General features: G+C 65.5%; 22 protein-coding genes. 12 read left to right on the top strand and 10 right to left on the bottom strand.

Annotation, left to right across the window (positions count from 1 at the left end; translation table 11 throughout):
• Positions 1 to 45 precede the first annotated feature (45 nt).
• Together QCE69_RS28775 and QCE69_RS28770 are read left to right on the top strand one after the other, a co-directional pair.
• Positions 46 to 357, top strand: coding sequence for a hypothetical protein (locus QCE69_RS28775; protein WP_309934361.1), 312 nt, complete (start codon positions 46 to 48; stop codon positions 355 to 357).
• Complete coding sequence (locus QCE69_RS28770; RefSeq protein WP_309934358.1) at positions 338 to 763, top strand: type II toxin-antitoxin system VapC family toxin; 426 nt, start codon at positions 338 to 340, stop codon at positions 761 to 763. Before QCE69_RS28775 ends, QCE69_RS28770 begins: the two co-directional genes overlap by 20 nt.
• On the opposite strand, the gene fba is transcribed toward QCE69_RS28770, so the two are convergent.
• From fba to QCE69_RS28735, 7 genes are read right to left on the bottom strand one after another with little or no spacing between them, the layout of a single operon-like run.
• Complete coding sequence (gene fba / locus QCE69_RS28765; protein ID WP_309934357.1) at positions 757 to 1,794, bottom strand: class II fructose-bisphosphate aldolase; 1,038 nt, start codon at positions 1,792 to 1,794, stop codon at positions 757 to 759. The genes QCE69_RS28770 and fba overlap by 7 nt on opposite strands.
• A gap of 36 nt (positions 1,795 to 1,830) precedes the next feature.
• Entirely contained in the window at positions 1,831 to 3,873 is a 2,043-nt protein-coding gene (tkt, locus tag QCE69_RS28760) for a transketolase (protein WP_309934354.1), read from the bottom strand.
• 35 nt (positions 3,874 to 3,908) lie between these two features.
• Positions 3,909 to 4,781, bottom strand: coding sequence for a phosphoribulokinase (locus tag QCE69_RS28755; protein WP_309925580.1), 873 nt, complete (start codon positions 4,779 to 4,781; stop codon positions 3,909 to 3,911).
• A 41-nt stretch (positions 4,782 to 4,822) separates the two neighbouring features.
• Positions 4,823 to 5,929, bottom strand: a complete 1,107-nt coding sequence (locus QCE69_RS28750; RefSeq protein ID WP_309925579.1) for a class 1 fructose-bisphosphatase — start codon at positions 5,927 to 5,929, stop codon at positions 4,823 to 4,825.
• Between the two features lie 19 nt (positions 5,930 to 5,948).
• Positions 5,949 to 6,860, bottom strand: coding sequence for a CbbX protein (gene cbbX, locus QCE69_RS28745; protein ID WP_309934352.1), 912 nt, complete (start codon positions 6,858 to 6,860; stop codon positions 5,949 to 5,951).
• 13 nt (positions 6,861 to 6,873) lie between these two features.
• On the bottom strand, positions 6,874 to 7,290 hold the full coding sequence (locus QCE69_RS28740) for a ribulose bisphosphate carboxylase small subunit (protein ID WP_309925575.1): 417 nt from the start codon (positions 7,288 to 7,290) through the stop codon (positions 6,874 to 6,876).
• 28 nt (positions 7,291 to 7,318) lie between these two features.
• Entirely contained in the window at positions 7,319 to 8,812 is a 1,494-nt protein-coding gene (locus QCE69_RS28735) for a form I ribulose bisphosphate carboxylase large subunit (RefSeq protein ID WP_309925574.1), read from the bottom strand.
• A 366-nt stretch (positions 8,813 to 9,178) separates the two neighbouring features.
• On the opposite strand from QCE69_RS28735, the gene pqqA reads away from it, so the two are divergent.
• From pqqA to QCE69_RS28720, 3 genes are all read left to right on the top strand, one after another.
• On the top strand, positions 9,179 to 9,253 hold the full coding sequence (gene pqqA, locus QCE69_RS28730) for a pyrroloquinoline quinone precursor peptide PqqA (protein ID WP_008354335.1): 75 nt from the start codon (positions 9,179 to 9,181) through the stop codon (positions 9,251 to 9,253).
• Between the two features lie 78 nt (positions 9,254 to 9,331).
• Complete coding sequence (locus QCE69_RS28725) at positions 9,332 to 9,898, top strand: DUF447 domain-containing protein (protein ID WP_309925573.1); 567 nt, start codon at positions 9,332 to 9,334, stop codon at positions 9,896 to 9,898.
• 28 nt (positions 9,899 to 9,926) lie between these two features.
• Positions 9,927 to 10,631 (top strand): (5-formylfuran-3-yl)methyl phosphate synthase, encoded by a 705-nt coding sequence (locus tag QCE69_RS28720; protein WP_309925572.1) that lies wholly within the window; start codon positions 9,927 to 9,929, stop codon positions 10,629 to 10,631.
• A 21-nt stretch (positions 10,632 to 10,652) separates the two neighbouring features.
• Here QCE69_RS28720 and QCE69_RS28715 read toward each other — a convergent pair whose 3' ends face one another.
• The 3 genes from QCE69_RS28715 to QCE69_RS28705 all read right to left on the bottom strand — a co-directional run bounded on the left by QCE69_RS28715 (position 10,653) and on the right by QCE69_RS28705 (position 13,508).
• Positions 10,653 to 11,240, bottom strand: a complete 588-nt coding sequence (locus tag QCE69_RS28715) for an aspartate kinase (protein WP_309925571.1) — start codon at positions 11,238 to 11,240, stop codon at positions 10,653 to 10,655.
• A gap of 85 nt (positions 11,241 to 11,325) precedes the next feature.
• Positions 11,326 to 12,474, bottom strand: coding sequence for a hydantoinase/oxoprolinase family protein (locus tag QCE69_RS28710; protein ID WP_309934351.1), 1,149 nt, complete (start codon positions 12,472 to 12,474; stop codon positions 11,326 to 11,328).
• A complete protein-coding gene (locus tag QCE69_RS28705; protein WP_309925567.1) occupies positions 12,471 to 13,508 on the bottom strand; it encodes an ATP-grasp domain-containing protein in 1,038 nt (345 codons plus the stop codon). Before QCE69_RS28705 ends, QCE69_RS28710 begins: the two co-directional genes overlap by 4 nt.
• Positions 13,509 to 13,521: 13 nt before the next feature.
• Here QCE69_RS28705 and QCE69_RS28700 point away from each other — a divergent pair, with 13 nt between their 5' ends.
• From QCE69_RS28700 to pqqB, 7 genes are all read left to right on the top strand, one after another.
• Positions 13,522 to 14,235, top strand: coding sequence for a HisA/HisF-related TIM barrel protein (locus tag QCE69_RS28700; protein WP_309925565.1), 714 nt, complete (start codon positions 13,522 to 13,524; stop codon positions 14,233 to 14,235).
• A gap of 1,052 nt (positions 14,236 to 15,287) precedes the next feature.
• Positions 15,288 to 16,538: a formylmethanofuran dehydrogenase gene (locus tag QCE69_RS28695; RefSeq protein ID WP_309934349.1), complete on the top strand. Its 1,251-nt coding sequence runs from the start codon at positions 15,288 to 15,290 to the stop codon at positions 16,536 to 16,538.
• A complete protein-coding gene (locus tag QCE69_RS28690; protein WP_309934347.1) occupies positions 16,535 to 18,235 on the top strand; it encodes a formylmethanofuran dehydrogenase subunit A in 1,701 nt (566 codons plus the stop codon). The genes QCE69_RS28695 and QCE69_RS28690 overlap by 4 nt, the downstream gene beginning before the upstream one ends.
• 3 nt (positions 18,236 to 18,238) lie before the next feature.
• The gene (gene fhcD / locus QCE69_RS28685) at positions 18,239 to 19,180 is read left to right on the top strand and encodes a formylmethanofuran--tetrahydromethanopterin N-formyltransferase (RefSeq protein WP_309934345.1); all 942 of its coding nucleotides are present in this window, start codon (positions 18,239 to 18,241) and stop codon (positions 19,178 to 19,180) included.
• Positions 19,177 to 20,043 (top strand): formylmethanofuran dehydrogenase subunit C, encoded by an 867-nt coding sequence (locus QCE69_RS28680; RefSeq protein WP_309934344.1) that lies wholly within the window; start codon positions 19,177 to 19,179, stop codon positions 20,041 to 20,043. Before fhcD ends, QCE69_RS28680 begins: the two co-directional genes overlap by 4 nt.
• Before the next feature lie 30 nt (positions 20,044 to 20,073).
• Positions 20,074 to 20,643: a cytochrome b gene (locus tag QCE69_RS28675; RefSeq protein WP_309925556.1), complete on the top strand. Its 570-nt coding sequence runs from the start codon at positions 20,074 to 20,076 to the stop codon at positions 20,641 to 20,643.
• Positions 20,640 to 21,560 carry a pyrroloquinoline quinone biosynthesis protein PqqB gene (gene pqqB / locus QCE69_RS28670; protein ID WP_309925554.1) on the top strand — a complete coding sequence of 307 codons (921 nt, stop codon included), beginning with the start codon at positions 20,640 to 20,642 and terminating at the stop codon, positions 21,558 to 21,560. Before QCE69_RS28675 ends, pqqB begins: the two co-directional genes overlap by 4 nt.
• The last annotated feature ends 35 nt before the right edge of the window (positions 21,561 to 21,595 follow it).

Here is a 21,595-nt window from a genome sequence, read left to right as displayed (position 1 = left end):
GGCGGTCGGATAGCATGGGATTTCCATCAGTCATCCGGAGCATTCATGTACATTTTCAGCGTCGAAGAAGCACAAAATGATCTGCCACGCATCCTTGATATGGTTGCTCAGGGAAAGGATGTCGCTATTGGCGGCGAACGTCCAGCGTTGCTCCTCAAAGTACGCAACGTCGGCAATATCGTGGACAAACACGGCAACGAGGCGGGCGGGTCAATCATCATCATGGACGTCGACAAGGAGGTGCTGGAAGACGAATTGGTGAAACCACTGCCTGACGACATCATCGAATCGTTTTACGGCCCCATCTTTCCGGACGAACCGGACCAGCCAAGAGTCGATGATGCGCGTGCTGCTTGACACTCACATCTATATCTGGCGTGTGTCGCGTGACCGCCGTCTGTCCGCGCGCTTTCGCCAGGCGATAGAAGAAGCGCAACAGGTCTGCGTCAGCACGGCCAGCATCTGGGAGATGTCCATCAAGGCCGCGCGAGGCAAACTGGAACCGGATGCTGAACGCGCCATAGACGTGCTCGAGCAGCATCCGTTCATCGTGCTGCCGGTGCGACTCGTGCTTGCGCGCGTCGTGCGTTACCTGCGCCTCGTTCATCGCGATCCGTTTGACCGCGTGCTGTTGGCGCAGGCCATCACCGAAGAACTTGATTTCCTGACCGCAGACACCGAACTCGCCAGCTACCTCAACGAAGCCCTCCCCGCCGGACGGCAGCCGGTAAATCGTCGAATGACCTCGCTTCGGCTTCAGTGATACTTCCTCGCCATGACCTCCAACCCAACAGGCCTGATCCTTTGCCCATGCCCGGCGCACCCGAACGCCTCGAAGCGTTCGATGCACAAATCCCGCGCCGCCGCCGTCGCGGCTTTCAGCGCATGCCTCGGATCGAACTCCGACTTCGCCGCCGCCATCGCCCGACGCATGGCGCCGGTCATCGCGAGCCGGATATCGGTGTCGATGTTCACCTTGCGCACGCCATTCGCAATGCCGCGCCGAATTTCCTCGACCGGCACGCCGAAGGTCGCGGGCATCTCGCCGCCGTGCTCGCGAATGATCGCCAGCCATTCCTGCGGCACCGATGACGAACCATGCATCACGAGATGCGTATCGGGAATGCGCGCATGAATCTCAGCGATACGGTCAATCGCGAGAATGTCGCCGGTGGGCTGCCGGCTGAACTTGTACGCGCCGTGCGAGGTGCCGATGGCTATCGCCAGTGCATCGATGCCGGTTGCCTCGACGAATGCGCGCGCCTTATCCGGGTCGGTCAGCAGACGATCGCGGCTCAACGCGCCTTCCGCGCCCACGCCATCCTCTTCGCCCGCGAGCCCCGTCTCCAGCGAGCCGAGACAGCCGAGCTCGCCCTCCACCGAGACGCCCACCGAATGCGCGGCTTCCACGACGCGCCGGCTCACCTCGACGTTATAGCCATACTCCGCCGGCGTCTTCTGGTCCGGCATCAGCGAACCGTCCATCATCACCGACGTGAAGCCGGAACGGATCGCCTGCTGGCACACCGAGGGACTCGCGCCATGATCCTGATGCAGCACCACCGGAATGTCCGGATGCGCTTCGACGGCCGCGAGCACCAGATGCCGCAGATACGGCTCGCCCGCATATTTGCGCGCCCCCGCTGACGCCTGCAGGATCACCGGGCTTCCGGTTGCGTCGGCCGCGGCCATGATCGCCTGCACCTGCTCCATGTTGTTGACGTTGAACGCGGGCACGCCGTAGTCGTGCTCGGCAGCGTGATCCAGCAACTGTCTCAATGCAATGAAGGCCATGTCGAACTCCCTCTCGATGATCGTGCTGATGACGCGTCAGGCCGCCACGCGGCGCGCTTCCTCGACGAGCGCCTTCGTGGTCACGCCAAAGTGCGCGAACAGTTCGTTTGCCGGCGCGGATTCCCCGAACCGGTCGATGCCGACCACACCGCCGTGCAATCCCACGTACTGCCGCCAGAATGCGGTCACCCCGGCCTCGATCGCGACGCGCGGCACGCCTTCCGGCAACACGCGCTCGCGCCACGCGTTGCACTGGCGGTCGAAGACGGTGGTCGACGGCATCGACACGACGCGCGCAAGAACGCCCTCATTCCTGAGCGGCTCCACCGCCTCCAGCGCCAGCGTCACTTCAGAACCGGTCGCGATGAGCACGACGCGACGCGCATCGCGCTCACTCGTCGCCGGCCAGTCGGCCAGCACGTAGCCGCCGCGTTCGATGCCGTCTATCTGCGCCTCGTCGCGCGGCACGAACGGCAGGTTTTGCCGCGACAGCAGCAGGCACGACGGCCGGTCGCGCTCGATTGCGCTGATCCACGCCTGCATCGTCTCGACGGTATCGCACGGACGCCACACGTCGAGTCCCGGAATCATGCGCAGCGTCGCCGCATGCTCCACCGGCTGATGGGTCGGACCATCCTCGCCAAGCCCGATCGAATCGTGCGTGAAGACGAACACCGTGCGCGTCTTCATCAACGCCGCCATGCGCAGCGCATTGCGTGAGTAATCCGAAAACGTCAGGAACGTGCCGCCGAATGGCAGATAGCCGCGATGCAACGCCACGCCGTTCAACATCGCGCTCATGCCGAACTCGCGCACGCCGAAGTGAATGTAGTTGGCCTGGCCGGACGCCGGCGTCATGTCGACCGCGCCCTTCCAGCGCGTGAGATTCGAGCCGGTCAGGTCGGCCGAGCCGCCGAGCAGCTCCGGCAAGGCGCACGCCAGACCGTCGATGGCCAGTTGCGATGCCTTGCGGGTCGCCACGGTCTCGCGCGCGCGGTCCGCCTCGCGCACCAGCGCATGCGCCGTATCGCGCCAGTTCGCGGGCAGCGCGCCGCGCGCCCGCCGCTCGAACTCCGCGGCTTCGTCCGGAAACGCCCGGCGATAAGCCTCGAAGCGCCGCTTCCAGTCGTCCTGCGCCGCCGCGCCCGCCTCGCGTGCGTCCCACAGCGCGCGCACCGGCGACGGAATCTCGAACGGCCCATGCGCCCAGCCCAGCGCGCGGCGCGTGGCTTCGGCCTCTTCAGCGCCAAGCGGCGCGCCATGTACCTCATGCGTGCCCGCCATCGTCGGCGCGCCCCAGCCGATCACGGTCTTGCAGCAGATCAGCGTCGGCCGGTCCGACTCGCGCGCGTCCTGCAACGCCTGCGCGACCGCATCGGCATCGTGCCCGTCCACTCCCCTCACGACGTTCCAGCCATACGCCTCGAAGCGCTTCGGCGTGTCGTCGGCGAACCAGCCTTCCACATTACCGTCGATGGAAATGCCGTTGTCGTCATACAGCACGGTGAGCTTCGCGAGCCGCAGCGTGCCCGCCAGCGACGCCGCCTCGTGCGACACGCCTTCCATCAGGCAGCCATCGCCGACGAACACATACGTACGATGATCGACGATCTCATGCCCCGGCCGGTTGAACTCGCGCGCGAGCAAGGTTTCGGCGAGCGCCATGCCGACCGCATTCGCCAGTCCCTGCCCGAGCGGCCCGGTCGTCGTTTCCACACCGGGCGTCACGCCCGTTTCCGGGTGACCGGGCGTCTTGCTGCCCAGTTGCCGGAAGCGCCGGATGTCATCGATGGACACGTCATAGCCGCTCAGATGCAGCAGGCCGTAGAGCAGCATCGAGCCATGTCCGTTCGAGAGCACGAAGCGGTCGCGGTCGGGCCAGTCAGGGTCCAGCGGATTGTGTTTCAGATGACGCGTCCACAGCGCGACCGCGATCTCGGCCATGCCCATCGGCATGCCGGGATGACCCGAGTTCGCCTGCTGTACCGCATCGACGGCGAGCATGCGCAGCGCGTTGGCCATCTGGCGGATCTCGGGCGAGCGCTGGCGAACAGGCAAAGCTTCAGCAACGGCATTCATGGATGCCTCCTTGATGCAATGGGAAAACGGGCTGCTCAGGCGCGCGCGCGACGGTCGCGCAACTGCAGGATCATCGGCGTGAAGATCAGCTGCATCGCGAGTCCCATCTTGCCGCCCGGCACGACGATCACATTCGGCCGCGACATGAACGAGTCGTGCAGCATGGTCAGCAGATAAGGAAAGTCGATGCCGCGCGGCTTCGCGAAGCGGATCACGACAAAGCTCTCGTCGGGCTGCGGAATCTCGCGCGCGGTGAACGGATTCGATGTGTCCACGGTCGGCACGCGCTGGAAGTTCACATGCGTGTGCGAGAACTGCGGGCAGATGTAGTTCACGTAATCAGGCATGCGGCGCAGGATGGTATCGACCACCGCTTCGTGCGAATAGCCGCGCATTGTCTGGTCGCGATGCAGCTTCTGGATCCATTCGAGATTGATGATCGGCACCACGCCGACCAGCAGATCCGCATGACGCGCGATGTCCACTTCGTCGGTGACGGCCGCGCCGTGCAGGCCTTCGTAGAACATCAGGTCGGTATCGGGCGCGACGTCTTCCCAGGGCGTGAACGTGCCCGCATCCTGCTTGAAGCGCGTGGCCTCGGCCTCGTCGTGCACGTAATGGCGGAACTGGCCGCCGCCGCTCTTGCCGTAGGTTTCAAACAGGCTTTCGAGTTCCCGCAGCAGATTCGCTTCCGGCCCGAAGTGGCTGAAGTTGAGTTGCCCGTCGCGCTCGCTCTGCTTCATGGCCTCGCGCATGCCAAGACGGTCATAGCGATGAAATGCATCACCCTCCACAATCTGCGCGTTGATTTTTTCGCGGCGGAAGATGTGCGTGAAACTCTTCATGACGGTGGTCGTGCCGGCGCCGCTCGAGCCCGTCACCGCGACGATCGGATGCTTGACTGACATGCGCTGCCTCCCTGGCTGTTGATGTCGTATCGGGCGCTGCTTCAGGCTTCTGTCTCCGGCAGGAACAGCGAGCGTTCGTTGAACAGCGGCGAGGTGAACGGCTTGTCCTCGCCGCGATCGTATTCGCCGTGATACCGCTGGATCCGCTCCACTTCGTGACGCGACCCCAGAATCACCGGCACGCGCTGATGCAACGCGCCGGGCTGAACGTCGAGAATGCGCTCGCGTCCCGTGATCGACAGGCCGCCCGCCTGCTCGACCAGGAAGCTCATCGGGCTGGCCTCGTACAGCAGCCGCAGACGGCCTTCCATCTCGGGCGTCCTGAAGTCGCGCGGATACATGAACACGCCGCCGCGCATCAGGATGCGATGCACTTCCGCAACCATCGATGCAATCCAGCGCATGTTGAAGTCCTGCGCGCGGCAGCCGGTGCGGCCGTCCTTGCATTCCTGCACGTAGCGGCGCACGGGCGGCTCCCAGAAGCGCTCGTTCGACGCGTTGATCGCGAACTCGCACGAGTCTTCCGGAATGCGGATGTCGGAATGCGTGAGCACGAAGTTGCCGACGTCGCGTTCCAGCGTGAAGCCGTGCGTGCCGTTGCCCACGGACAGCACCAGCATCGTCGATGGTCCGTAGATCGCATAGCCCGCCGCAACCTGCTCGCGGCCCGGGCGCATGAACGCGGCTGCGTCGGCGGCGGCGCGCGCGTCGCGCTCACCTTCGCCTTCGCGCCGCAGCACCGAGAAGATGGAACCGACCACGCCGTTGATGTCGATGTTCGACGAGCCATCGAGCGGATCGAACGCCAGCAGATAGTCGCCGCGCGGATAAGTCTCCGGAATGGCGTACACCTCGTCCATTTCCTCGGACACCATGCCGGCCAGCAGGCCATCCCATTCGCAATGCTGGAGGAAGATCTCGTTGGTCGCGAGGTCGAGCTTCTTCTGTTCCTCGCCGTGCGTGTTGACCGACTGCGCCGAGCCGTGCTGCCCGCCCAAGGCGCCGCGTGTCAGCGCCGCAGCGATGGTCTTGATCGAGGCCGCGACATCGATCAGCAACGCCGACAGACCGCTCGCCGCATCGGGGCCAGGCCGGCGATCCAACGTGTCGATCAGGAACTTCGATAAGGTGGTGCGTCCATCGAGCATCGCGCAGTCTCCATGAAGGTCACGAATCAGCGAACACGCGGCTCGCTCGAATGTCGCTGGCGTCGAGCTGCATCAACGCGCTGGCATCGGCGTGGCACGCCCCCCGCTCTGCCGCCGCGAACAGACGGTTCGCCTGGCGCAGCCGCGCGCGATCCAGTGCATTGCGCACCGATCGCGCATTGGCGAAGTTTGGCTGGCGGATGCGGCGCGCGAGATAGTCGTCGAAGGCGCGGCGCGCGTCGTCGTCGAAGCGGTAGTGCATGTCGGCGAGCATGTGCTCCGCGATCTGCAGCAACTCGCCCGGCGCGTAGTCGGGGAACACGAGGTGATGCGCGATACGCGATCGGAAACCAGGATTGCTGTGAAAGAAGGTTTCCATGCGCGCTTCGTATCCGGCGAGAATCACGACGAGGTCGTCGCGCTGGTTTTCCATCGTCTGGAGCAGGATCTCAATGGCCTCCTGCCCGTAGTCGCGTTCGTTCTCCGGCCGGTACAGGTAGTAGGCCTCGTCGATGAACAGCACGCCGCCCATCGCACGCTTGAGCACTTCGCGCGTTTTGGGTGCGGTATGCCCGATGTACTGGCCGACCAGATCGTCGCGCGTCACCGACACGAGATGATTGCGCCGGATATAGCCGAGCCGGTGCAGCACCTGCGCCATGCGCAGCGCAACCGTGGTCTTGCCGGTACCGGGATTGCCGGAGAAGCACATGTGCAGCGTGGGCGCACCCGACGCGATGCCGAGCGTCGCGCGCGCGCGTTCCACCAGCAGGTGCGCGGCGATCTCGCGGATGCGCGTCTTGACCGGCGCCAGCCCGATCAGGTCGCGGTCCAGTTCCGCCAGCACCTCGCCGATGCGCGACTCGCGGTACAACGCCATCAGGTCGGCATGCGTCGCCTGGGTTTCGTCGAGCGTGGCTTCGGCGCTCATTCTCGCCTCCTCATCAGTAACGTTCGCCGGCGGGGCGGTCGGTGGCGTAGGTGCGGAGCGCGTAGCGCTGCACGCGGCTCCTGTCGTCCTGACGTTCGAGGCGGAAGCCATGTTCCTCTTCAGGACGGTTCACCATGAACGAAAGCCGCATCGTCTCGAAGCCGCGCACCGAATCGAACGCATTCACCTTGATGTAGTGACGCGGATACGTCTTGCGGCATTCGTTCACTTCCATCATCACGCCGGCGGCATCGTGCAGGTCGAACATCGGCAGGCCCCACATTTCCCAGTAGGTGTTGCGCGGATGCGGATCGTCGGTGTACTCCACCGAGCAGGCCCAGCCCTGATCCAGCGCATAGCCGATTTGCGCGACGATCTCCTCGTCGGTCAGCGGCGGCAGGAATGAAAACGTGCCTTGTGTGATCTTCATGTCGGTTCCTCCATGCGTGTGGGCAGACTCAGGCCGCGGCGGTCGCCGTCACGGCGAAGTCCGGCGTATCCGTCGATGCATAGTTGAAGGTCACGTCGCGCCAGGTATCGAGCGCCTGCTGAAGCGGCGTGCAGGACCGCGCGGCGGCTTCGAGAATGTCCGGCCCTTCGTGAGCGATGTCGCGTCCTTCGTTGCGGGCCTTGACCATCGCTTCGAGCGCGACGCGGTTTGCCGTCGCGCCGGCCTGGATGCCCTGCGGATGCCCGATCGTGCCGCCGCCGAACTGCAGGATGCAGTCGTCACCGAACAGGTCGAGCAGTTGATGCATTTGTCCGGCGTGAATGCCGCCCGACGCCACCGGCATGACCTTGCGCAAGCCTGCCCAGGGCTGGTCGAAGAACACGCCGCGCGCGAGGTCCGGCTCGTTGCGCGCATCGCGGCACACGTTGTAGTAGCCCTGCACGGACAAGGGATCGCCTTCGAGCTTGCCGACCGCCGTGCCCGCATGCGCGTGATCCACGCCTGCCATGCGCAGCCATTTCGCGATCACGCGGAACGAGATGCCGTGATTGCGCTGCCGCGTGTAGGTGCCATGTCCGGCGCGATGCAGATGCAGGATCATGTCGTTGCGGCGCGCCCACTTCGACATCGACTGGATGGCAGTCCAGCCGATCACGAGATCGATCATCACGATGCACGAGCCCAGTTCCTTCGCGAATTCGGCGCGCTCGTACATGTCTTCCATCGTGCCCGCTGTCACGTTCAGATAGTGGCCTTTCATCTCGCCGGTTTCGGCCTGCGCGCGGTTCACGGCTTCCATCGCGAACAGGTAGCGGTCGCGCCAGTGCATGAATGCCTGTGAATTGATGTTCTCGTCGTCCTTCAGAAAATCGAGACCGCCCTTCAGCCCTTCATAGACGACGCGGCCATAGTTCTTGCCCGACAGCCCGAGCTTCGGCTTGACGGTCGCGCCGAGCAGCGGGCGGCCATACTTGTCGAGCCGTTCGCGCTCCACGACGATGCCTGTCGGCGGACCCTGGAAGGTCTTCAGATACGCCACCGGGATGCGCATGTCTTCGAGACGCAGCGCCTTGAGGGGCTTGAAGCCGAACACGTTGCCGATGATCGATGCGGTCAGGTTCGCCACCGAGCCTTCCTCGAACAGATCGAGGTCATAGGCGATGTACGCGAAGTACTGCGGTTCATCGGCGCGCATGCTGGGCACGGGTTCGACGCGATAGGCCTTGGCGCGGTACATGTCGCACGCGGTGAGGCGGTCGGTCCAGACGACGGTCCAGGTCGCCGTCGACGATTCCCCCGCCACCGCCGCCGCCGCTTCCTCCGGTTCGACGCCCGCTTGCGGTGTGATGCGGAACAGCGCGATCACGTCGGTGTCCTTCGGCATGTAGTCGGGCTGCCAGTAGCCCATCTCGCGATACTTCATGACGCCGGCCGCATAGCGCGAGCGCGGATCGGACGGATTGCGCGCCGCCTCGACGGCGGCCTTGCTGAAGTCGTTCATTCCGTTTCCTCGACAGTGAGATGAGAGGGACGTGCGCCTGATGACTGCCCTGCTGTGAATGCAGAGTAAGCATTGGCCGCAGCGAAAGGAATTCACGATTTGCTTGCAGGACCTTAAGCGATGCCTTATTGGGTGTTAGCCCTGATGCGCTCCTGAACGGGCGATGGAACACTTTGTTCTGGTTCTGTCACAGTCGATGTGCGCGTTCGCCGAATGGATCGACCGTGCGCCCGCGTCGACTCACTGGCATGACGCTTGCAACGTGCCAAAGCCGGCCACCTCCCGGCCGTCGGGCGGATTCGTCCGCACTGGCACTTCATTGAAGCGGTATCCGAGGCATTCACTCACCCAACTGGAGGAACGCTCATGCAATGGACTACGCCCAGCTTCACCGATATGCGTTTTGGCTTTGAAATTACGATGTACATCGCCACCCGCTAAAGGTGGAAGCATCCGCACGAGGCCGCGTCGAAGCGATGCGGTTCCTTCGTGCGGTCCCGACTCTCCGCGCCGCCCGTCATGATTTACGAAACCGTCGTCACGACCGCAGACCGCGATGGCCGGCCCCACATTGCGCCGATGGGCGTGCGCTTCGAAGAAGGCTTTGCGATCCTCGCGCCGTTTCGTCCTTCCACTACGCTCGACAACGTCATCGCGACGCAGAGCGCGGTGCTCAACCTGACGAACGACGTGCGCGTGTTTGCCGGCTGCGTGACGGGCCGCAAGCGCGACTGGCCGACAGTGCCCGCGGACACGGTGCCGAGCGTACGGCTCGCGACGACGCTTGCCCATACCGAGTTGCGCCTCGCCGCGATCGATGACGACGACACGCGTCCAACGCTGCGCATGGCGTGCGTGCATCGCGTGACGCATGCACCGTTTCCGGGCTTCAATCGTGCACAGGCTGCGGTCGTCGAGGGCGCGATACTGGTGAGCCGGCTGTTCATGCTGCCGGCCGACAAGGTGAACAGCGAGCTTGCGTATCTGCGCATTGCCATCGACAAGACGGCTGGCGACGCCGAGCGCGAAGCATGGCACTGGCTGTTGCTCGCCGTCGATGCGCATCGCGCGAAGACGCCGGACTGATCTGTCTTCCCACTGGAGTGTTCAAACGATGACCGCATTGCTCGCGAGCGTCCGCTCGGCGGATGAAGCCTTCGATGCCGCGCAGGCCGGCGCCGAACTGATCGACCTGAAGGAACCGCATGCGGGCGCGCTGGGCGGCGTCGCGACGGGCGATATCGCGCGGATCGTCATTGCGTTGCGGGCGCGGTATCCGGTGCGGCCGATCAGCGCGACCATCGGCGACTGGCCCAATCACGCGCTCGACGACATCACCGGACGCGTGCTCGAGGTCGCGGCGGCGGGCGTCGATTACGTGAAGGTGGGCATCTCCCCTGGCGCGGGCGCGGAGCGCTGCCTGCGGCATCTCGCGAGCCTGCCGGCGGCGGTGGTGCCGGTGCTGCTGTCGGATGAAGGGGTGGATCGCGCACTGGCGGCGCTCGCGGCGCAGCTTGGGTTTGTCGGCATCGTCTTCGACACGGCGGGCAAGAATGGCCGCACGCTGTTCGATTGCGTCGATGTGCAGACGCTTGCCGCCTGTATCGCCGATGCCCGTGCGCGCGGCACGATGAGCGCCGTGGCGGGTTCGCTCGGCTGGCGCGACCTGCACACCATTCGCCTGCTTGCGCCGGATATCGCGGGCTTTCGCGGCGCGCTGTGCGACGAGCGCGACGGACGGTCCGGCAAGCTCGATCCGCGCAGGGTCGAGCGCTGGGCGCGCGCGCTGCACGGCGAAACCGTGGCCGCTTCCGTTTGACAACGTTTCGGCGTCCGCTACTTACACCGTCACGTTCAGCAAGCGGTCGCGCATGACGGCGAGATCATCTTTTCCCATAATCTCGACCACATAATTCGCATCGCGCACATAAGCGGGAAAGCGCCGGTCCACGATGCCATCGGCGGCGAGCGCCTCCAGCGATGCGTTCGCCTCCACCTCGCACGACTTGACGATCATCAGGCGCTCCGCGTTCAGCGAAGTGGAGAGCCACGCGGCGAGACTGTCGGACGTCACGTCCCAGTTGGTCATCTTGTCGGGCGTCGTGCGCATCAGGTCGGTGGGCACCCAGACGGCCACGCGTCCATCGCGCAGCGCGCGCCGGATGCGGTTTTCGTTCGACGCCAGCACGAGTTCAGGCACGACGCCCTGCATCAGGATCGCGTACTGCGCCATCGCCAGCAGGCTCATGTTGTGGGCGGCGAGATCGTCGAACTGCCATTCGCTCTGATATTGCCGCACCGCGTCCGCGAAATCGCCGCCGCCCGGCACGATCACGACGCGCCCGCCGCCCACTTCCCATAGCCGCGTCAGCCATTCGCGCAGCGCCGGGTCGTGACTGAGGCTTCCCCCGATCTTCACCACCCACATAGGTTTCTGTCCTCATTCGATGATGCCGCCGGGCCACGCACCCGGTTCGATACCGCTTCTTCAACCCGCTATGTTTCGCAAACTATCACGCCGCACGCGACGACGCATCGTGCGACGGCTGTGTTTGGTTGTTCCGGGCGCTTTCGATGGGCGTCGTCGCCAGCGCGGCGAGCAACGCCACCGCCACGCTCGGCGCACAGGTCGCGACCCATTCGGCGCGCGTTGCGTCGTCATCGTCGACGCCCGCGAGCCGCGCAAAATCCACGTAGCCGCGTGCTTCCTGCCGCGCCAGCGCCGCCGCGAGAAAGCGCCCGCAACCCGCGCCGATGACGGGCGCCGTCGACAGTGACGCATCGCGTGCCACGACCTGCGCGAGACCGGCGGCCAGCGTGCGCAATTGCTCGTGCCGCCAGGTCTGCGCGAAGCGTTTCCATTCGGCATCGGATGCTTCCGAGGCATCGCGGCCGATCATCCGTGCGATGCGCGCGCGGCTGGCCGCCTCGGTCTTCGGTCCGTTGTCGGCGCTCGGATGCTGGTCGTGCGCGGCCCAGAGTTCGCCGGTGAGGCGATAGACGTCGGCGGTCGTCGCGAACCATTCGTTCATCACGCCGCTCGTCTCGCCGCGAAACGCGATGCGCTGCGCCACCCCGCACAAGGGCGTGCGCACCACGCCCTGATACACCAGTTCGCCGCTGACGAGGCGCGCGGCGTCGTTCGTGCCGCGCGCCCGCACTTCGCCGCCGATGATCGGAATGATGTCGGTGGTCGTGCTGCCGATATCGATCAGCACGGCATCGCGCATGCGGGTGGCGGCCCAGCGCGCGGTCGCGAGCCAGTTCGCCGATGCCACCTTGCGCCAGCCTTCCGCACAGGCCGAACGCGCGAGCCATCCGTCGTGCTCGGCGCCGCCCGCGAAGAACAGCGTGCGCGGTCCGAGCCGTTGCGCCAGGGTGCGGCTGAGCGTGCGCACGCCTTCGGCGCGGTCGGCGAACAGATCGACCATTTCGCCGGTCATCGTGACTGCGTGGCGGGCGGAGGCTTCGCCGGCGGCGGGCCAGCGTTCGAACACGCCGTCGATGACGCGTTCCAGGTGCGCGAGGCCCTGCCACAGCGGGCAGGCCCATTGGGCGACATCGACGAGTTCGCCTTTGCGGTTGGCCAGCGACACCTTGACGTGCGCGCCGCCCACGTCCCAGCCGAATACGAGTGCGTCGCCGGATGCCGATGCCCTCATGACGCGGCTCCGACTGCACGCAGTGCGTGGGCTTCGCCATCGAAGCCGGGCACGCGATGCGCGGCCAGCAGTTCCGCCGCGAGATTCCTGCCGCCGCGCCGGCTCAGTTCCGCGTAGGCGACGGTCGGCCGCGGATTGACCTCGATGACAACCGGACCGCGTTCCGGATGCCACACCACGTCGATGCCGACGAAGCCGCGCAGGCCGGGAAGCGCTTCGGCCACGCGCAGCGCGAGCCGTTCGAGCGCGCGTCCCTGGGGACCGTGGCGGTCGATGCGATCGACATCGACGCCGTCGAACTGCACGATGCCTTCGCGCCGTTCGGGGCTTGCCGGTTCGGACAGGCCGATGCGTTGCCGGTTGATGCTGACGAGCCGCGCGAGCCGGTCGCGGCAGATCATGGAGAGGCTGAGCGGCTCGCCGTCGATCCATTCCTGCAACACAGGATTGCGCCCTGCTGCGGCGCGGGCTTCGTATTCGGCGCGGGCGGCGGCGAGATCGTCGTAGACGCGGGTGTCGAGGCCGCCGGCGCCGTCGTCGGGCTTGACGACCCAGCGGCGTCCGGAGGCGGACTCGGCGGCGTCGGCTTCGAGCGCGGGCGTGACGGGCATGCCGCGCGCGGCGAGCCAGGCGGCGGTGGCGCTCTTGCTGGAGGCGGTGCGGATGGCTTCCTTGGCGCAGCCGAGCCAGCGGGCCTGTCCGACTGCGTCATGGAGCTTGAGCAGCAGGCCGTCGCATTCGGGCGCGACGATGCAGGCATAGTCGTGCTCGCGGGCCATGCGGGCGACGAATTGCGTGAGCGGCTCGCCGGGCTGGGCGCGGACGTGGCGGGCGGCGTCGGCGCCGGATTCGAACCGTGAGCCTGCGACGGTCACCGCGATGCCAGGGAGCGCGTGGAGATCGGCGGCGAGGGCATCGCGCATGACGCGGCCTTCGACGATGAGTGCGGAGAGATCGGCGAGGCTGGCGGCGCATGCCGCGTCCGGATCGATGCCGCCGCCGGTGAGATACTCGAACACGAAGATCTTGATCAAAGGAAAGCCATCCATGCAGGTGATACCCGTTCTCGATCTGCTCGACGGTCAGGTGGTGCGTGCGGTGCGCGGCGAGCGTTCGCGTTACCGGCCGATTCAGTCCTCCTTGTGCGCGACGAGCGAACCGGTGGCGATTGCTCGTGCGTTGCTAGCGGTTACGGGCGCTGCGACGCTGTATGTCGCCGATCTCGGCGCGATCATGCAGCGCGGCGCGCATGAAGCGGTGCTGGCCGCACTTTGCGACGCGCTGGGCGGCGAAGTCGAGATCTGGCTCGATGCCGGCTTCACGGCGTGTGCGCCGATGCGTGCGAGCGTCGAGCGGATCGCGAGGCTTTCGCGGGCGTCCTCGCGGGCGGCGCTCGTGCCGGTGTTCGGCACGGAGACGCTGCTCGACGTGGGCGCGATCGCTGAAGCGTCGGCGTACGGGTTTGAGCCGGTCCTGTCGCTCGACTATCGCGGTGGGCGAGCGCTTGGGGCGCTCGGTGCTGAGGGTGTCGAGAGCACGTGGTGGCCGGGGCGGGTAATCGTGATGACGCTCGATCACGTGGGCGCGGAGGCCGGGGTGGATCTCGATACGTTCAGCGCCGTGCGCGCGCTTGCCGGGGAGCGTGTTGTGATCGGTGCTGGCGGGGTTCGCCAGCGGGACGATCTTGCGCTCGCCGCGCAATGCGGGGCTTCAGGGTGGCTCGTGGCGTCTTCGCTCCATGATGGGTCGCTTTCGTTTTAGCGGATCGATATGGGACGGAGGGCTTGGTCGGAGTCGTGTCTCAATTTTTGTGCCAGTTGATGGTGGGCTTCGGTTTCGATGTAATCGTTTGGAAAGCGCTGTCCCAGCGCTGGTCTTGTTCGTGACAGTGTGTTGCTTCCTGGAGCAGGGATTTTTCGTTTCGCTGTTCGTGGCGTTCGCCTTGCTCTCATGGAATACCCGTAGGTTTTGGGGCGCCTAGGCTGGTTTGTCGTTCGCCTGCGCTTACATGGACTTCCCGCTTTCGCGTCGGTCTATTAGCACTGCCCCTCCCCGGGGCAGGGGTAACTTTCTTTGCTGCTGCAAAGAAAGTCACCAAAGAAAGCAGCTTTTCTTCCCGCCCAGCGTCATTTAACGGCACGACACAGAACCACGTTTCTGGCCCGGCAGTAGAGAGTGCCCTCATAGGCCACACCGGGCGTGGATCGCGGACCCACTGTGACATCGCACCACAGGACAAACTGGTGCAGCGCCTGCATGCTCCGGCGCAGCGCTACGCGCCGCCGACGGGTTAATCGGGTCTGCGCGTGCCGGCTTGCTGACGCATCCATCTCACTGCATCAGCCCAACGTTGGTTTCCCTTGCATATCCTTCGGCAGCGCGTAGCGCTGGGCCGGCGCTTTCAGGTGCTGCACCAGTTCGTTGAACGGCAGTTTGTCACAGTGGGTCCGCGATCCACGCCCGGTGTGGCCTATGAGGGCACTCTCTACTGCCGGGCCAGTGAGGCAATTCTGTGTCGTGCCGCTGGTGTTCCTTGGGCGGTAAGAAAGCTGCTTTCTTTGGTGACTTTCTTTGCAGCGGCAAAGAAAGTTACCCCCGCCCCGGGGAGGGGCAGTGCTAGCAGACCGACGCGAACACAGGAAGTCCATAGAAGCGCTGGCAAACAAAAGCAACCCACGCGAAGGACGAGAGCGAAGACCCCCGCCCCGGGTAGGGGCAGTGCCAATAGACCGACGTGATGCGGGAAGTCCATAGGAGCACAAGAGCGGGAACAAGCCGTCAAACCGGCATAGAGCTTGCTCAAGGGCTCAACCATGCCTCCAACACCCGAACCCGAAAGCCGACCCGCCGAGGCCATCGGCGAAGAGCCCCTTTGGACGTGTCCGTTCTGCCCATTGCTATGCGACGACCTCACCCCCGAGTCCCTCGCCGTCCATTGCCCGCGACTCGAAAAAGCGCTTGCCCATATCGCTCCGCAGGATCCACCCCGCTCCTCCGAGATCAACGGTCAACCCACCGATCCCGAAGCAGCGCTCAAGCAAGCCACCGAGATCCTGTCGAAAGCCCATCGTCCGCTATTCGGCGGACTCACAACGGATATCGCCGGCACCCGCGCCCTCTATGAACTAGCCGCCCGTTGCGGCGCCATCCTCGATCATCTCCACGGCGATACCCTCGCCGACACCACCCGCGCACTCCAGGATCGCGGCGCCTTCTTCACCACGCTCTCCGAAATTCGCTCGCGCGCCGATCTGATCGTCGTGTTCGCCTGCCAGCCATCGCAACGCTATCCACGCTTCTACGACCGCATCGCCGAGCCCAATCGCGACGTCCCCATCGTATTCATCGGATGCAACGCCGATCAAGCCGCCCACACCCCGCACACCGAGTCGATCCTCCCAGGCCACGATCCCTTCGATCTCCTCGCGCTCTGGTCCGCACACCTCGAATCCAGTCGGCCCATCCCACACGCCGAACTCGCCACGCTGACCGAACGCATCCACGCCGCGCACTACACGGCCTTCATCTTCGAACCCGCCGCGCTGCCCGCACCGCACGCCGCGCTCGCCATCGAAGCGCTGCAACGCATCGTCAAGGCCTTCAACCGCACCACCCGCGCCGGCGCACTCGCCCTCTCCGGCGACGACGGCGCCCTCTCCGTCAATCAAACCACCACCTGGCTCTCGGGCTTTCCGCTGCGCACCCGCGTCGCCTACGGCATGCCGCTCGATCACGATCCATACCGCTATCGCACACACACCCTGCTGAGCCGAGGCGAAATCGACGCCGTGCTCTGGGTCTCCAGCTTCACCCCCGAACCGCTTCCCGCCGCCCTCGACGACAATCTGCCCGTCATCGTGCTCGGTCATCCCGCGACCCGGCTGCCGCCACGCAAAGGGGCTACGGTGTTCATCCCCGTCGCGACGCCAGGCATCGACAGCGGCGGACATCTGTTCCGCATCGATACCTCCGTGGTTGCCCGCCTCACCGCCGCGCGCGATAGCGAACTGCCCAGCGTCGCTGCCATCGCCGCACGCCTCACGCAGGCGAGGACCCACCCATGAGCCTCACACGACTCCGCGGCGGCACGCTCTACGATCCCGTCAACGGCATCGACGGCCAGACACGCGACATCCTCATCCGCAACGGCCGCATCGTCAGCGAAGCAAACGGAGAAACCATCGCCCGGGAACGCGACTTCGACGCGCGCGGCATGATCGTCATGGCCGGCGGCATCGACCTGCATTCGCATATCGGCGGCGGCAAGACCAATCTCTCGCGTCTGCTCCTGCCCGAAGATCATCGCGACGACCCGCGCGCCGTCCCCGAACGTCCCGACGAAGGCCGCTATCTGCGCCTGCCCTCATGCGGCACCTGCACGCCCGGCACGCTCGCCACCGGCTATCGCTATGCGGAAATGGGCTACACCGCCGCCTTCGAGCCGGCCATGATCGCGTCGAACGCCCGCCACGCGCATCTGGAAATGGGCGACACCCCCATCATCGATCACGGCGCCTACGTGATGATGGGCAACGACGAACTCTTCCTCCAGATGCTCGCCGCGCAGGACGACTTCGAACATCTGCGCGATTACGTCGGCTGGACGCTGCATGCGAACAAGGCGCTCGGCGTGAAAGTCGTCAATCCGGGCGGCATCTCGGCGTTCAAGTTCAATCAGCGCTCGCTCGATGTCGACGAAAAGCACGTGCACTACGGCATCACGCCCCGCGACGTGCTGCGCACGCTGACCCGCGCGCTGAACGAGCTGCGCGTGCCGCATCCGCTGCATGTCCACACGAGCAATCTCGGCGTGCCCGGCAACGTGGAATCGACCATCAAGACGATGGACGCCGCCGAAGGCCTGCCCATCCACCTGACTCACATCCAGTTCCACAGCTACGGCGCCGAAGGGCCGCGCAAGTTCTCGTCGGGCGCGCGGGCCATTGCCGAAGCCGTCAATGCACGACCCAATGTGACCATCGACGTCGGTCAGGTCATCTTCGGCCAGACCGTCACCGCGTCCGGCGACACGATGATGCAGTTCAAGAACACGCCGATGGCCCGGCCGCGCAAATGGATCCTCGGCGATATCGAATGCGACGCAGGTTGCGGCATCGTGCCGTTCAAGTATCGCGAGCAAAGCTTCGTGAACGCACTGCAATGGATCATCGGACTGGAAATCTTCCTGCTCGTGGACGATCCCTGGCGCGTCTCGATGACCACCGATCATCCGAACGGCGGCCCGTTCACGAGCTATCCGCACCTGATTCGCCTGCTGATGGACAAGTCCTTCCGCGATGCCCAGCTCGACACATTGCACGCCGATGCCAAAACAGCCAGCGCCCTCGCCGACATCACGCGCGAGTTCTCGCTGTACGACATCGCGATCATCACGCGCGCGGGCCCCGCGAAGCTGCTCGGCCTGACGGATCGCGGGCATCTCGGCGCGGGCGCGGCGGCGGACATCGCCGTGTATCGCGACGACGCCGACCGCGAGCGCATGTTCACCTCGCCCGCGTACGTGTTCAAGGACGGCGAACTGATCGCGCGCGACGGCACGCTGCTCGCGACACCCACCGGCGGCATTCACTACGTCAGCCCCCACTACGACCGCTCGATCGAAAAGCGCGTGCGCGCCTATGCGCAGGCGCATCTCGCCACGCGCTTCGAGAACATCGCCATCGGCGACGACGAAATCTGCGCATGCTGCAACGGCGGCCGGCTGCTGCCGGTCGCGTGCCTCTCGGCGGGCGGAGGCTAGCGCATGCAGATCAACGACACGCAGATCGACGACACCTTCGCCGAAGCCTTCCCGATGAAGGCCACACGCCTCGTCATCACTGCCCATACGCCCGTCTGGGCCCGCCACGCGGCGAACTCGTTGACAGGCTTTGCGACTTCCGTGATCGACTGCGGCTGCGAGGCGGGCATCGAGCGTGATCTGTCAGGCGACGAAACGCCCGACGGCCGACCCGGCGTGGCCGTGCTGATCTTCGCGATCTCAACGAAGGAACTGGCGAAGCAGATTGCGCGGCGCGTCGGCCAATGCGTGCTGACGTGTCCGACCACGGCGGTGTATGGCGGCATCGATCCCGCAACGAGCCGCGCGCCGCTCTCCGACAACGCGCCGCTCGGCGCCGCGCTGCGCTTCTTCGGCGACGGCTGGCAGATCTCCAAGGTGCTCGACGGCACACGCTACTGGCGCGTGCCGGTGATGGACGGCGAATTCGTCTGCGAGGAATTCACCGCGACCGTCAAGGCGGTCGGCGGCGGCAACCTGCTGTTTCTCGCCCGCGACATGGACAGCGCGCTGCATGCCGCGGAAGCCGCCGTCGCCGCCATGCACGCGCTGCCGAACATCATCACGCCGTTTCCGGGCGGCGTCGTGCGCTCGGGTTCGAAGATCGGATCGAGATATGCGGGCGCCACGGCGTCCACCAACGATGCCTTTTGTCCGACGCTCGTCGGCCTCTCGGCCAAGAGCGAACTGACGCCCGATGTCGGCTGCGTGCTGGAGATCGTGATCGACGGCTTCACCGATGCGGACGTCGGCGCCGCCATGACCGCGGGCATCGCGGCCGCGACGCGCATCGGCCGCGCGGGCGGCGTACTGCGCGTCTCCGCGGGCAACTACGGCGGCAAGCTCGGGCCATATCACTTCAAGCTGCACGAGCTGGCGCGCGGCATCGACGGGAGCCGGGCATGAGCGCCATCACGCTGCGCGTCAAAACTGCGCCGGGCTTTCGCGTGGATGCGTCGAATTTACTGCCCGCGACGCTCGCCGCCACCGCACCTGCTGACTTGCCCCGCATCGTGTTGCAGGGCGCAGGCGAACGCTGCGCGCTCGGCGATCTGTTCGACATCCGGCACGAGCATGCCGACCTGCCTTCTCTGCTGATAGAAGGCGACGCGCCCTGGCTGGACCGTCTCGGTGCAAACATGAGCGAGGGCGCGCTCACAATACACGGCCATGCCGGCGATTACGCGGGCCTGAAGATGTCGGGCGGCACTTTGCAGATTGCCGGCGATGCCGGCCTCTTTACCGGGTGCGAAATGCAAGGCGGACGCTTGACCGTGCAGGGCAACGCCGGCGATTGCGCCGCTGCCGCGCTGCCCGGCGACATGGAAGGCATGACGGGCGGCACGCTTGTGATCCACGGCAACGCAGGCGCGCGTCTCGCCGACCGCATGCGACGCGGCACCGTGCTCGTCAGCGGCGATGCCGGCGACTTCGCCGCCTCGCGCCTGATCGCGGGGACGGTATGCATCGGCGGGAAGTTCGGCGCGCATCCGTGCTACGGCATGCGGCGCGGCACGGTGCTTCTCGCGCACGCGCCCGCTGTCATTCCACCGACCTTTACCGAAGGCGGCCATGGCTTCGAGGTCTTCTGGCGACTCTTCACCCGCATGCTCGCCCGGGAAGCGACTCCCGCAAAGGCACCCTTTTCGACATGTTCCGGTCATGTGTTGCCGCGACGCTACGCGGGCGACCTTGCCGTGGATGGCCGGGGGGAATTGCTGATCGCCAATTCTTGGCCAGCGGGAAAAAATGAAACTTGTATCCTGTAGAACGAAATCCAATTTCACGGGAGAGACTTCATGAGCACCGCGCGGACCTCCGCAACGCGCAACGGCCGCCTCGACGCAGCCAGCGAGCGTTACGCACGCCCGATCATCGCGCTGCATTGGCTGATCGCCATCGCGATCATCGCCATGCTTTGCATCGGCTTCTATATGGTGGGCCTGCCTCGCGGGCTGCCGTTCAAGTCGGACCTCGTCAACTTCCACAAATCGCTCGGAATCACGGTTTTCCTGCTGGTGCTGATCCGCATCCTGGTACGCCTGGCCTACGGCCGGCCGCCTCTGCCGCCGATGCGAACGTGGCAACGCGCCGCCGCGAGCATTACGCAGGCTCTTTTATATGTTGGCATGGTGGCAATGCCGCTCTCCGGTTACCTCGGCTCGTCGTTCAACAAGTTCGGCACGAAGTTCTGGGGTCTCGCCCTGCCGCAATGGGGTTCCGACGACAAACACATGCGCGAGATCTTCTTCGGCATTCATGGCTATCTCGCGTGGATCATGGCCGCACTGGTCATCCTGCATTTTCTCGGCGCGATGAAACATCAGTTGATTGACCGCGACGGACTCCTGCGGAGGATGTGGCCGTGAAAATCCGCGTGCTCGGCTCATCGGCGGGAGGCGGGTTCCCGCAATGGAACTGCAATTGCCGCAATTGCGACGGCGTCCGGCGCGGCACGATCGCCGCCCGCGCGCGCACGCAGTCCTCGATTGCCGTGACGGACAACGGCGAAGACTGGCTGCTCGTCAACGCTTCTCCGGACATCCTGGCTCAGATCGCCGCGAATCCGGAACTGCAACCGGCTCGGCGCGTGCGCGATACGGGCATCGCGGCGGTCATCACGATGGACGCGCAGATCGATCACGTCACCGGCCTGCTGATGCTGCGCGAACGCGGCACGCCGCTGCCGCTCTACACCACCGACGCCGTGTGGCAAGACCTCTCGACAGGCTTTCCGGTGACCTCGATCCTCTCGCACTACTGCGGCGTCGAGCACCGGCGTATCGCGCTCGACGGCGCTGCGCTCGCGGTGCCCGAACTGCCGCGCGTGAGCATCGACGCATTGCCGCTTTCCAGCAAGGCGCCGCCCTATTCGCCGCATCGCGATGCACCTGAAACCGGCGACAACATCGGCCTGATGTTCACGAACAACGCCACCGGCAAGCGCGCTTTCTATGCACCGGGACTGGGCGCGCTGGAGCCGCACGTGCTCGATGCAATGCGCACGGCCGACCTGCTGCTCGTGGACGGCACCGTCTGGACCGACGACGAGATGATCCGCCTCGGCCTCACGAAGAAGACCGGCCGCGACATGGGCCATCTGTCGCAGAGCGACGCGGGCGGCATGATCGAGGTGCTCGATTCGATCGACCGCCCCGGCGTGCGCAAGGTGCTGATCCACATCAACAACACGAACCCGATCCTCATCGAGGACGGGCCTGAACGGCGCATGTTGTCGGAGCACGGCATCGAAGTCGCGCACGACGGCATGAGCTTCGAGTTATGACCTCTGCACGCACTGGAGACCGCCTGATGTTCGAT

The sequence above is a fragment of the Caballeronia sp. LZ032 genome, from assembly GCF_031451315.1.
Classification (GTDB): Bacteria; Pseudomonadota; Gammaproteobacteria; order Burkholderiales; family Burkholderiaceae; genus Caballeronia.
The sequence above is the reverse complement of the archived record's forward strand: the minus strand, read 5'-3'. Positions and strand labels throughout refer to the sequence as shown.